The following is a 13,226-nucleotide window of genomic DNA, read 5'->3' on the forward strand; positions in this document are numbered from 1 at the left end:
ATGACCACCCTGCCCGTGCAACAGCTCTACATCCACGGCCGCCGCGTCGACGCCACCAGTGGCAAGACCTTCCAGACCGTCAACCCGGCCACTGGCCAGGTGCTGGCCGACGTGCAGATCGCCAGCCAGGCCGATGTCGAGCGCGCGGTTGAAAGCGCAAGCGAAGGCCAGAAGGTGTGGGCAGCGATGACCGCGATGGAGCGCTCGCGCATTCTGCGCCGCGCGGTCGAGATCCTGCGCGAGCGCAACGACGAGCTGGCCCACCTGGAAACCCTGGACACCGGCAAGGCGCTGGCTGAAACCACCACTGTGGACATCGTCACCGGTGCCGACGTGGTCGAGTACTACGCCGGCCTGGCCACTGCCATCGAAGGCATCCAGCTGCCGCTGCGCGAATCGAGCTTCTTCTACACCCGTCGCGAACCGCTGGGCGTGGTCGCCGGCATCGGCGCCTGGAACTACCCGATCCAGATCGCCATGTGGAAGTCGGCCCCAGCCCTGGCCGCCGGCAACGCGATGGTGTTCAAGCCGTCGGAAGTGACCCCGTTGACCGCGATCAAGCTGGCCGAGATCTACACCGAAGCCGGAGTGCCGGCCGGTGTGTTCAACGTGGTGCAGGGCCCGGGCCGTGAGATCGGCCAGTGGTTGACCGAGCACCCGGTGATCGAGAAGATCTCCTTCACCGGTGGCGTCGCCACTGGCAAGAAGGTGATGGCCAGCGCCGCGTCGTCGTCACTGAAGGAAGTGACCATGGAACTCGGCGGCAAGTCGCCGCTGGTGATCTGTGACGACGCCGATCTGGACCGTGCCGCCGACATCGCGGTGATGGCCAACTTCTTCAGCTCCGGCCAGGTCTGCACCAATGGCACCCGCGTATTCGTGCCGCGCAGCATGCTGGCCGCGTTCGAAGCCGCTGTTGTCGCGCGCGTCAAGCGCATCCGCGTCGGCGACCCGATGGCCGCCGAGACCAACTTCGGCCCGCTGACCAGCTTCCCGCACATGGAAAACGTGCTGCGCTACATCGAAAGCGGCAAGGCCGAAGGCGCGCGCCTGCTGACCGGCGGCGGCCGTGCCACCGACGGCGCCCTGGCCAACGGTGCCTACGTGCTGCCGACCGTGTTCTCCGACTGCCGCGATGACATGACCATTGTCCGCGAAGAGATCTTCGGACCGGTGATGAGCATCCTCGCTTACGACGACGAAGACGAAGTGGTGCGCCGCGCCAACGACACCACCTTCGGCCTGGCCGCAGGCGTGGTCAGCAAGGACATCAGCCGCGCGCATCGCATCATCCACCGTCTGGAAGCCGGCATCTGCTGGATCAACACCTGGGGCGAGTCGCCGGCCGAAATGCCGGTGGGCGGCTACAAGGAGTCCGGCGTCGGCCGCGAAAACGGCCTGTCCACCCTGGGCCACTACACCCGCATCAAATCGGTGCAGGTCGAGCTGGGCGACTACGCCAGCGTGTTCTGATCGGCGCGCTCTGAGCACGCCCCATCGTCCGGCCACCGCGCCGATCCGAGATTACGCCGGGACGCCTGCCTGCAGTGCGCCCGGCCTGAAGGAGACACCCATGAGCACTCATAACGAGTACGACTACATCATCATCGGCGCCGGTTCGGCCGGCAACGTGCTGGCCACCCGCCTCACCGAAGATGCCGATGTCAGCGTGCTGCTGCTGGAGGCCGGTGGCCCGGACTACCGGCTCGATTTCCGTACCCAGATGCCCGCCGCGCTGGCCTTCCCGCTGCAGGGCAAGCGCTACAACTGGGCGTACAAGACCGATCCCGAGCCCTTCATGAACAACCGCCGGATGGACTGCGGTCGTGGCAAGGGCCTGGGCGGTTCGTCGCTGATCAACGGCATGTGCTACATCCGTGGCAACGCGATGGACTACGACAACTGGGCCGGCATGCCGGGCCTGGAAGACTGGACCTACCTGGACTGCCTGCCGTACTTCCGCAAGGCCGAAACCCGCGACATCGGCGCCAATGACTACCACGGCGGCGACGGCCCGCTGCGGGTCACCACGCCGAAGGCCGGCAACAACGAGCTGTTCGCGGCGATGGTCGAGGCCGGTGTACAGGCCGGTTACCCGCGCACCGACGACCTCAACGGCTACCAGCAGGAAGGCTTCGGTCCGATGGACCGCACGGTCACGCCGAAGGGTCGCCGCTCCAGCACCGCGCGCGGCTATCTGGATCTGGCCAAGCCGCGCCCGAACCTGACCATCGTCACCCACGCGCTGACCGACCGCATCCTGTTCTCGGGCAAGCGTGCGGTGGGCGTGCAGTGGTTGCACAACGACCAGCCACAGCGTGCCGCCGCGCGCCGCGAAGTGCTGCTGTGCGGCGGCGCCATCGCCTCGCCGCAGATCCTGCAGCGCTCGGGCGTCGGCCCGGCCGACCTGCTGCGCAGCCTGGACATCGACCTGGTGCATCACCTGCCCGGCGTCGGTGCCAACCTGCAGGACCACCTTGAGATGTACCTGCAGTACGAGTGCAAGAAGCCGGTCTCGCTGGCCCCCGCACTGAAGCTGTACAACCAGCCGGCAATCGGTGCGGAGTGGCTGTTCCTGGGCACCGGCATCGGCGCCAGCAACCAGTTCGAGGCCGGTGGCTTCATCCGCAGCGACGCCGAGTTCGACTGGCCGAACCTGCAGTACCACTTCCTGCCGGTGGCGATCAATTACAACGGTTCCAACCCGATCAAGGCGCACAGCTTCCAGATGCACGTCGGCTCGATGCGCTCGCCCAGCCGCGGCCGCATCCACGTGCGCTCGAAGGACCCGCGCGAAGATCCCAGCATCCTCTTCAACTACATGTCGCACGACCAGGACTGGCGCGAATTCCGCGCGGCGATCCGGATCACCCGCGAGATCTTCGCGCAGCCGGCACTGGCCCCGTACAGCGGCCGCGAGATCTCGCCGGGCAGCGCGCTGCAGACCGACGCGCAGATCGATGCGTTCGTGCGCGAGCATGCCGAGACCGCCTATCACCCGTCCTGCTCGAACAAGATGGGCCACGCCGATGATCCGATGGCGGTGGTCGACGGCCAGGGTCGCGTGCACGGCCTGGAAGGTCTGCGCATCGTCGATGCCTCGATCATGCCGCAGGTGGTCACCGGCAACCTCAACGCGCCGACCATCATGATCGCCGAGAAGCTGGCCGATGTGATCCGCGGCCGCGCGCCGTTGCCGCGCAGCGCTGCGCCTTACTACAAGGCCAACGGCGCACCGGTTCGCAGCCGCGGCTGACGCAAACAGCCCTGCACTGGCGTGCGTTCGCCATTGGTGGGTGCCCACCTTGGTGGGCACACCTCCAGGCGCGTCGGCGGACCTGCGGTGCCGACCAAGGTCGGCACCCACCGTCGCAGCCCTCGCGCAAATGCAGAGGCCCCTCACGGGGCCTCTTCGCGTTTTCCCTACGGGACGGTATGCTGCGGAGAGCGGTTCTGGCGGATACTGTCCGCGCCGCACCCATCATTACGATTCCTGGAGGGGGAATATGAGTCTGGATCGTCCCTGGCTGCAGAGCTATCCGAAAGGCGTTCCCGCCGAGATCGACGTCAACGAGTTCCATTCGGTAGTTTCGGTCTTCGACGCGTCCGTCGCGAAGTACCGCGACCGACCGGCCTACTCCAGCTTCGGCAAGACCCTCACCTACGGTGAGACCGATGCCCTGGTCGAGCAGTTCGCCGCTTACCTGCTGGGCGAGCTGAAGCTCAAAAAGGGCGACCGCGTCGCCTTGATGATGCCCAACTGCCTGCAGTACCCGGTGGCGACCTTCGGCGTGCTGCGTGCCGGCTTGACCGTGGTCAACGTCAACCCGCTGTACACCGCGCGCGAGCTGAAGCACCAGCTCATTGACGCCGGCGTGGCCGCGATCGTGGTTGTGGACAACTTCGGCGACACTGTCGAGCAGGTCATCGCCGATACGCCGGTCAAGCACGTGGTCACCACCGGCCTGGGCGACCTGCTCGGCGCCAAGGGCGTGATCGTCAACTTCGTGCTGAAGTACATCAAGAAGATGGTGCCCAACTACCATCTGAAGGGCGCGGTGCGCTTCAAGCAGGCGCTCAAGCTGGGCAGCCGCCACACCCTGCCGAAGGTCGAGATCGACCATGACGACGTGGCGTTCCTGCAGTACACCGGCGGCACCACCGGCGTGGCCAAGGGCGCCATGCTGACCAACCGCAACCTGATCGCCAACATGCAGCAGGCCTCGGCCTGGATCAGTGCGTCTGGCATCGAGATGGGCAAGGAATGGATCATCACCGCGCTGCCGCTGTACCACATCTTCGCGTTGACGGCGAACGGCCTGGTCTTCATGAAGTTCGGTGGCTGCAACCACCTCATCACCAACCCGCGTGACATGAAGGGCTTCGTCAAGGAGCTCAAGTCGGTGCGCTTCACCGCCATCACCGGCGTCAACACGCTGTTCAACGGCCTGCTCAACACCCCCGGCTTCGACACCGTCGATTTCTCCTCGCTGAAAGTGACCCTGGGCGGCGGCATGGCCGTGCAGCGTGCGGTTGCCGAGCGCTGGAAGAAGACCACCGGCGTCACCCTGGTCGAGGCCTACGGCCTGACCGAGACCTCGCCGGCGGCCTGCATCAACCCGCTCACCCTGGCCGAATACAACGGCTCGATCGGCCTGCCGATTCCGTCCACCGATGCCTGCATCAAGGACGACAACGGCAATATTCTGGCCCTGGGTGAAGTGGGTGAACTGTGCATCCGCGGCCCGCAGGTGATGAAGGGCTACTGGCAGCGTCCCGAGGAAACCGCCAAGGCCATCGACGCCGACGACTGGCTGCACACCGGTGACATGGCGAAGATGGACGAGCACGGCTTCTTCTACATCGTCGACCGCAAGAAGGACATGATCCTGGTGTCCGGCTTCAACGTGTACCCGAACGAAGTCGAAGACGTGATCGCGATGATGCCGGGCGTGCTGGAAGTGGCCGCAGTGGGTGTGCCAGACGAGAAGTCCGGCGAGGTGGTCAAGGTGGTCATCGTCAAGAAGGACCCGAACCTGACTGCCGAGATGGTCAAGGAGCACGCCCGGGCCAACCTGACCGGCTACAAGCACCCCAGAATCGTAGAATTCCGAAAAGAGCTGCCGAAGACCAACGTCGGCAAGATCCTGCGTCGCGAACTCCGCGATACGCCCGCCCCGTAAGGGTTTCCGGAAAGTTGAACGCGCTCAGGCCCGGGTTGGCAACGACCCGGGCCTTTTCGCATGCGCAGGCCCGGGCCCGGTGTAGCATCGCCGCGTGAGTGGACCGTTCGGCCCGCCGGCCACCACCTTGAACTGCGGGCCGCACCGCCGAGGACCCTTCCATGAGTACCATCGAAAAGCTGCCCAGCAGCGGCTTGCCCTATGCCACCATCCGCACCCAGGACAGCGCTGATGGCGCCGCCCACTGGCTGTTCATGCACGCCGATGCCTCCACTGGCGTTCGTCCCTGCTGCCGCAAGGACATGCTGGACGAGATGTGGAGCTACATGAGCGCCATCACCCGCAGCCCGGCACAGCGCCACAGCGGCCAACTGCGCCATTTCGTGCTGGCCTCCGACGCTGCCGCCTACAACCTGGGCGGCGATCTGGACCTGTTCACGCGACTGATCCGGGAAGGCAACCGTGACCTGCTGCTGACCTACGCCCAACGTTGCGTGGAGGGCGTGCATCACCTTCACACCGGGTTCGGCGGCGACGTCCGCTCGATCGCCCTGATCCAGGGCGATGCACTGGGTGGCGGCCTGGAAATGGCCCTGGCCTGCCACACCATCGTGGCCGAGGAAGGCTGCGGCATGGGCCTGCCGGAGGTGCTGTTCGGCCTGTTCCCGGGCATGGGTGCCTACTCGTTCCTCTGCCGACGGGTGTCGCCGCAGCTGGCCGAGAAGATCATTCTCGACGGCCGTGTCTACAGTGCCGAGGAGATGCACGCGATGGGCGTGGTCGACGTGCTGGTCGGGAAAGGCGAAGGGCGCGGTGCTGTCGAAGAGATGATCCGCCAGCAGCAGCGCCTGCCGCAGTCGTATCTGGCGATGAATGCCGCGCGCAACCTGGCGCAGGCGGTCAGCTACGACGAACTGCTGGAAATCACCAAGGTCTGGGTCGATTCGGCGCTGGCCCTGGGCGATCGTTCGCTGCGTACCATGGACCGTTTGATCAAGGCGCAGACCCGACGCGCCAATCTGGATGTGGCCTGATACCTTCCCCTCCCCCGCAGGGTTCAAGCCCGGCTGGCCACCGGGCTTTTTTTATGGGAAACCTGAGCGCACACCGGCCCAAGCTGACCGCATCCTAGCGCTCGCCGTCGTCGGCCACGCCACGCGCTCTGCGTTCGGCGCGTGCATCGAGCGCCTGCCGCCCTTCCTTGATCGCGCCCTGCAGCACCGCAAGACGCTGGCGCCATTCGGCCTTGAGCTGCCAGTCGGCCATCCGCATCAACTCACCGGCGCGATTGGATGCGCGCACCAGGCCCAGGTTGCTGGCCACGCCCTTGATCGCATGCGACTGCTCACGGAAAGCGCCCCAGCGTGCCGCTTCACCATCGTCCTCGGCCTTGCGCAGGCACGACTCGGCATCGTCCAGGCACTGGCGGATGAATTCGCGCTCGAAGCCCTCGCCCATTCCCAGCGACGCCAGCTCATCAAGTACACCGGTATCGAGCACGCCATCGAGGTTGGTGGCGGTGCGCACGATCGGCGCAGCACTGGTCTTGAGCTGCGCGTTGTTGGCGATCTCGGCCAGGGTGTCCAGCAGGCGCACAGCCACCACCGGCTTGGCCAGGAATGCATGCGCACCAGCCTGGGTACAGCGCTGGATCGCTTCAGGAGTAACGTCGGCGCTGAGCACCAGCACCGGCGTGCGGGGGCCGCCACCGGCCTGCATCACCCGCAGCTCCTTCAGCATGTCCAGGCCACTCATGCCCGGCATGTGCAGATCGACGATGGCCGCATCGAACTCGCTTTCAGCCAGTGCGTCGAGCACCGCCTCGCCACCATCGACGCACAGCACCTTGTGCCCGGCCTTCTGCAGCAACCGCTGCAGCACCATGCGGTTGGCCTCGTGGTCGTCGGCGACCAGGATCTGCATGCTGCGCACCCGCGCGCGATGGCGCAGGAACGGGTCGGCGAACGCGATGACGTTGCCGCCAGCGCCGGCTTCATCTCCAGCCGCGAGGGTCGGCACCGCGCCCGGGACCACCGGCTGCGGCGGCGCAAACGGCAGTTCCACCCAGAAGTGGCTGCCCTGCGGCGGGTTGTCCAGGTAACCGATCTCGCCGTCCATCGCTTCGACCAGTCCCTTGGCGATGGTCGTGCCCAGGCCGGTGCCTTCATGGCGACGGGCCATGCTGACGTCGGCCTGCTCGAAGGCCTCGAACAGCCGCGGGCGCATCGCCTGTGGGACGCCGATACCCGTATCGAGAATGTCGAAGCGCAAACGCACCCCGCCGTGGGTATCTGCATGGACAACGCCGACACGGATCTCGACCCGCCCGTGATCGGTGAACTTGACCGCATTGCCAGCCAGGTTGAGCAGGATCTGCCGCAGATGACCAACATCGCCGCGCAGGGTCGGCGGAACGGTCTCGGCCACCTTCACCCGATAGTCCAGGCGCTTGGCCTTGGCCTGCGGCAACAGGATCAGGCCGATGGCCTGGATCACTTCGGAAAGGACGAAATCTTCGGCAACAACACGCAGTTTGCCGGCTTCGATCGCCGAGATGTCCAGCACTTCCTCGACCAGCGCCAGCAGGCTGCGCGAAGACGCCTGGATGGTACTCACGCACTCACGCTGCTCGTCATCCAGGCGCGTGGTCGCCAACACTTCTGTCATGCCATTCAATCCATTGAGTGGGGTGCGGAACTCGTGGCTCATGTTGGCCAGGAAGCGACTCTTCGCTTCACTGGCGCGCCGGGCCTCGGCCATCGCTTCGGTCAACTGCCTCAGCAACGTGGAAAAATACAGGGGAACCGCCGCCAGGCCAAGCCACAGGCCGATGGCCAGGCGCGCGTTCTGCTGCCAGTACGGGGTGGACAGTGCGGTACTGCCGAAGCTGACCATCGCCATCGCCACGGCCACATACAGGTAGTGGTTGCCGAAGCGCATGCCATTACCCACTGTCACCCACATCACCACGATGTAGACCCACGACAGCGGCTCACCCATCTGGATCATGCCGGCGGCAATCAGCCCGTAGTCGGCCAGCATGCCCAGTACGCGCCGGGGATCGGAGCGTCCCGGCCGCCACAGCAGCCAGCCGAACAGCAGCAGCGACAGGATCAGGCCGGTCAGCACGATCGCCAGCACACCGACATATTGGGTGTGCGGCAGTTCATGTCGTGCAGAAGGCAGCAGCACGTACGCCAGGATCAGGCTGATCAGGACGATGCGAACGATCTGCTGCCCGTGCTCGCTGTCCTGGCGCTGGGACAGGCGCAGCCGCAGTCGCGACAGCAGGCGTTTCACGCGCCCAGTCCCGGCCGCGCAGAGGCGGTGGAGTGCTCGGCGCAGATCTGTTCCAGCTGCTCGCGCCCGCGCAGCAACGCGTCCACGCAACGCGGATCGAACAGGCGCCCGCGCTGGGCATACAGATAGGCCATGGTGGCTTCCATCGTCCACGCTTCCTTGTACGGGCGCGGCGAGATCAGCGCATCGAACACGTCGGCCACGGCGACGATGCGCGCCTCCAGCGGAATCGCGTCGCCGACCAGTCCATCGGGATACCCACTGCCGTCGTAACGCTCATGGTGGCGCAGCGCGATCAGTGCCCCGACCTGGATGAAGCGGTTCTGGCTGCCACTGAGCAGTTCGTGGCCAATGCGCGGATGCCGGCGCATGATTGCCAGCTCCTCATCATTGAGCTTGCCCTGCTTGAGCAGGACTGCATCAGGAATGGCGATCTTGCCCATATCGTGCAGCGGCGCGGCCATTTCGATCAGCTTGACGTCGTCCTCCGGCAGCCCCAGCTGCTCGGCGATCAGGCCAGCCACGCGCGCCATCCGCTCAAGATAGGCACTGGTGCCGGCATCACGGAACTCGATCGCGCGCGCCAGCCGCGAAAGCGTCTCGCGCTCGCGCTCCTCCACTTCGTGCATGCTGGCCAGCAGCCGCTGCTCCAGTGACAGAGCGCGCTGTTTCACGTTTTCGGTCTGCTGGCGCAACTGCAGCAGGTTGTAGCAGCGTGCGCGCAGCTCGCGCGGGCGGATCGGTTTGACCAGGAAATCGATCACGCCGGCTTCGAGCGCCGCCTGGCGGATCGGCTCATCGCCGACCACAGTGATCAGAATCACCGGGATATCGCGATGTTTGGGCAGCCGGCGGAAACGACGGGCGAATTCCAGCCCGTCCATCTCCGGCATGCGGTAATCGAGCAGCAGCAGGTCGACCGGATACGATTCGCACCAGGCCAACGCAGTCAGCGGATCCCCGAAGTCATGCACGCTCAGTTCCGGCGCGATGTCCTCGATGACGTGACGAAGCATCGTCCGTGCGGAAGTCTGGTCATCGACGATGACGATATTCAAGGCGTTCTCTGCCTGCTTTCTCGACCATGATGAAAGGTCAACGGGCGAGGATACCCCGCCGCTGTGCACGCTGGCACCCTGCATCGGCTCGACTCCCGTCACAAGCCCCCCGATTCATGATCGTCATCACAATGTGAAGCGGATTCTCCACATTGCGGCCTCCCCTGACGCCATCAAGCCATAGCCGATGTCAAGGTTGTGCAATAACGATACGCCGAGTGCGGGACGCGTCAATCGCGCCGTCTCAAACCTAGACGGCGCGCACAAACAGACGCCGAAAAAGCCGGTTACTGCTCTGGACGCATGTACGGGAACAGCAGCACGTCGCGGATCGAGCTGCTGCCGGTCAGCAGCATCACCAGTCGATCAACGCCGATGCCAAGGCCGCCGGTCGGCGCCATACCGTACTCCAGCGCACGGATATAGTCGGCGTCGTAGTGCATGGCCTCGTCGTCGCCACCTTCCTTCGCCGCCACCTGCGCCTGGAAGCGCTGGGCCTGGTCTTCCGGGTCATTCAGCTCGGAGAAGCCGTTGGCCAGTTCCTTGCCGTTGATGAACAGCTCGAAGCGGTCGGTGTAGCCCGGGTCGTTGTCATTGGCACGGGCCAGCGGCGAGACCTCCACCGGGTGATCGGTGATGAAGGTCGGCTGGATCAGGGTGTGCTCGACGGTGGCTTCGAAGATCTCCAGCAGCAGCTTGCCCCAGCCGTAAGACGGCTTGACGCGGATCTTCAAGCGCTCGCAATGGCGCAGCAGCGCGTCGCGATCGGTGCAGTCGGCCGCGGAGATTTCCGGATTGTGGTGGCGCACCGCCTCGTCCATGCGCCAGCGGCGGAACGCCGGGCCCAGGTCGATGTTGGCGCCGTCCCACTCAACCGTGGTGGAGCCGTTCACCGACTGTGCCACGTCACGGATCACGCCTTCGGTCAGGTCCATGATCTCGTTGTACGTGGCATAGGCCTCGTACAGCTCCATCATGGTGAATTCCGGGTTGTGGCGGGTGCTGACGCCTTCGTTGCGGAAGTTGCGGTTGATCTCGTAGACACGCTCCAGGCCACCAACGGTCAGGCGCTTGAGGTACAGCTCCGGCGCCACGCGCAGGTACAGGTCAAGGTCCAGCGCGTTGTGGTGGGTGGTGAACGGCTTGGCCGCCGCGCCGCCGGGGATGTAATGCATCATCGGCGTCTCGACTTCGAGGAAGTCGCGGTTGTCCAGCCATGCACGCATCGCACGGATGATCTTCGAGCGCTTGATGAACACCGCACGCGATTCCGGCGTCACGATCAGGTCGACGTAACGCTGACGGTAACGCTGCTCGACGTCGGCCAGCCCGTGCCACTTGTCCGGCAGCGGGCGCAGCGACTTGGTCAGCAGGCGGATCGACTCGGCCTTGACCGACAGTTCGCCGGTCTTGGTACGGGTCAGGCCACCTTCAACCGCAATGATGTCGCCCACGTCCCAGCCCTTGAAGGCGGTGTAGGCATCGCCCAGCACGCTGCCCTGCAGGAACAGCTGGATGCGGCCGGATTCGTCCTGGATCTGGGCGAAACTGGCCTTGCCCATGACCCGCTTGGCCATCAGGCGGCCGGCCATCTTCACCTGGCGGCTGTTGCCTTCCAGGGTTTCGGCGGTCCACTGCTCAGCATCGGCGAATTCTTCCTGCAGGCTGCCGGCGAAGTCCTCGCGACGGAAGTCGTTCGGGTACGCGATGCCCTGCCCACGCAGCGCTTTGAGTTTCTCACGGCGCTCGGCGATCAACTTGTTTTCGTCGACGGGGGGGGTATCGGTAGCTTCGCTCATGGATCTGCGGGAATCGTGTAGTGAGGGGGAGTCTTGCGCCCGGCGCAGCCGGTTGCCCAGCATACCAAAAGCGCCCTGCCCCGGCCCCTGCGGAACCGGTAGCGCCGGGCCATGCCCGGCGGTCGTTCCCCGGAAATCCGCCGGGCATGGCCCGGCGCTACCCAACCATCCGCACCTACCCGTTCCCCGGGAACGCCTGCCGCAGCTCGTCCACCAGCACCCGCTGGTTCTCCGAATAATCAATCGGCACCGACACCAGGTGCACGCCACCGGCAGTGAACGCCGCTTCCAGCGTCGGAATGAACTGCTCGATCGCCGTCACCTCATGTCCCTGGCAGCCATAGGCCTCGGCGTACTTGACGAAGTCCGGATTGCCGAAGGTCATGCCATAGTCGGCGAAACCATCGACCGCCTGCTTCCAGCGGATCATGCCGTAGGCGCCGTCGTTGAGGATCAGCACCACCAGGTTCAGGCCCAGCCGACGCGCGGTCTCCAGCTCCTGGCTGTTCATCATGAAACCGCCATCGCCACATACCGCCAGCACGCGGCGTTGCGGGTACAGGATCGACGCCATGATCGCCGACGGCAGACCCGCGCCCATCGTTGCCAGTGCATTGTCCAGCAGCAGCGTATTCGCCACCTGGGTGCGGTAATTGCGCGCGAACCAGATCTTGTACATGCCGTTGTCCAACGCCACGATGCCGTCCGGCGGCATCACCTGGCGCACGTCATGCACCAGCCGTTGCGGCGTGAAACCCGCCTCTTCCGCGCGATCGGCGATGTGCTCCAGGATCGTCGCACGCAACGGCAGCAGCGCAGCGGCGTTGTCGACCTTGCCTTCGATACGGTCAGCCAGCAGGGTCAGCGAGCGACCGATATCGCCGATCACCTCTACCTGCGGAAAATACACCTGCTCCACCGCAGCCTGCGAATAGCCGATGTGGATGACCGTGCGGCCACCCGGGCGCATCACGAACGGTGGCTTCTCGGTCACCTCGTGGCCGATGGTCACGATCACATCGGCCTGGTCGATGGCCATGTGCACGTAGTCGCGCTCGCTCAGCGCCGCCGTGCCCATGTACAGGCCCGAACCACCCGCCACCGCGCCCTTGCCCATCTGCGTGGTAACGAACGGAATGCCGGCGCGCAGCACGAACGCCGACAGCGCCTCGCTGGACTGCGGCCGCGACGCCGCCGACGCGATCACCAGCAGCGGCCGCTTGGCGTCGCGGATGATCTGCGCCGCACGGTCCAGCGCCTCGGGGCTGGCAATCGGCCGATCCACCGGGTGTGGCGGGATCAGTGCAACGTCCTCGACCTCCATCGCCGCGATGTCCTCGGGCAGTTCCAGCAGCACCGGTCCCGGGCGCTCTTCCTGCGCGGTACGGAATGCTTCACGGACGATGATGGGGATGGTGCGTGCCGAGACGATCTGCCGGGCGGACTTGGTCAATGGCTTCATCGTGCCAACGATGTCCACGATCTGGAAGCGCGCCTGCTTGCTGGCAACGATGCCCTTCTGTCCGGTGATCATGATGACCGGCCACGCGCCGAGCAGTGCATAGGCGGCACCGGTGGTGAAGTTCAATGCACCCGGACCGAGCGTGGCCAGGCACACGCCGGGCTTGCCGGTCAGACGGCCGTAGGTGGCGGCCATGAACACGGCCGCCTGTTCGTGGCGGGTGATGACCAGCTCGATGCTGGAGTGGCGAAGCGACTCGACGACATCGAGATTCTCCTCACCGGGAATACCAAAAATGCGCTCGACGCCCTCGTTTTCGAGCGCGGCGACGAGCAGATCGGAACCCTTGGACATGGAATGACGTCCTTCTCGCAGTGCGTGATGATGGAACGTTGCTGGGATGCTGACAGGAACAGTGGATGGC

The 13,226-nt window shown here is 65.3% G+C and carries 8 protein-coding genes; 4 read left to right on the forward strand and 4 right to left on the reverse strand.

What is annotated here, in order from left to right:
* From betB to HUT07_RS09925, 4 genes are all read left to right on the forward strand, one after another.
* On the forward strand, nucleotides 1-1,473 hold the full coding sequence (gene betB / locus HUT07_RS09910; RefSeq protein ID WP_176020798.1) for a betaine-aldehyde dehydrogenase: 1,473 nt from the start codon (nucleotides 1-3) through the stop codon (nucleotides 1,471-1,473).
* Nucleotides 1,474-1,573: 100 nt separating this feature from the next.
* A complete protein-coding gene (gene betA, locus HUT07_RS09915) occupies nucleotides 1,574-3,256 on the forward strand; it encodes a choline dehydrogenase (protein WP_176020799.1) in 1,683 nt (560 codons plus the stop codon).
* A gap of 250 nt (nucleotides 3,257-3,506) precedes the next feature.
* Complete coding sequence (locus HUT07_RS09920; RefSeq protein ID WP_176020800.1) at nucleotides 3,507-5,183, forward strand: long-chain fatty acid--CoA ligase; 1,677 nt, start codon at nucleotides 3,507-3,509, stop codon at nucleotides 5,181-5,183.
* A 161-nt stretch (nucleotides 5,184-5,344) separates the two neighbouring features.
* Nucleotides 5,345-6,217 (forward strand): crotonase/enoyl-CoA hydratase family protein, encoded by an 873-nt coding sequence (locus HUT07_RS09925; RefSeq protein WP_176020801.1) that lies wholly within the window; start codon nucleotides 5,345-5,347, stop codon nucleotides 6,215-6,217.
* A gap of 94 nt (nucleotides 6,218-6,311) precedes the next feature.
* Here HUT07_RS09925 and HUT07_RS09930 read toward each other — a convergent pair whose 3' ends face one another.
* The 4 genes from HUT07_RS09930 to HUT07_RS09945 all read right to left on the reverse strand — a co-directional run bounded on the left by HUT07_RS09930 (nucleotide 6,312) and on the right by HUT07_RS09945 (nucleotide 13,156).
* A complete protein-coding gene (locus HUT07_RS09930) occupies nucleotides 6,312-8,483 on the reverse strand; it encodes a response regulator (RefSeq protein WP_176020802.1) in 2,172 nt (723 codons plus the stop codon).
* Complete coding sequence (locus tag HUT07_RS09935) at nucleotides 8,480-9,625, reverse strand: two-component system response regulator (protein ID WP_176020803.1); 1,146 nt, start codon at nucleotides 9,623-9,625, stop codon at nucleotides 8,480-8,482. The genes HUT07_RS09930 and HUT07_RS09935 overlap by 4 nt, the downstream gene beginning before the upstream one ends.
* A gap of 203 nt (nucleotides 9,626-9,828) precedes the next feature.
* The gene (lysS, locus tag HUT07_RS09940) at nucleotides 9,829-11,340 is read right to left on the reverse strand and encodes a lysine--tRNA ligase (RefSeq protein ID WP_176020804.1); all 1,512 of its coding nucleotides are present in this window, start codon (nucleotides 11,338-11,340) and stop codon (nucleotides 9,829-9,831) included.
* A 175-nt stretch (nucleotides 11,341-11,515) separates the two neighbouring features.
* On the reverse strand, nucleotides 11,516-13,156 hold the full coding sequence (locus tag HUT07_RS09945) for an acetolactate synthase large subunit (RefSeq protein WP_108266093.1): 1,641 nt from the start codon (nucleotides 13,154-13,156) through the stop codon (nucleotides 11,516-11,518).
* Nucleotides 13,157-13,226: the final 70 nt, after the last annotated feature.

Source organism: Stenotrophomonas sp. NA06056, from assembly GCF_013364355.1.
GTDB lineage: Bacteria > Pseudomonadota > Gammaproteobacteria > Xanthomonadales > Xanthomonadaceae > Stenotrophomonas.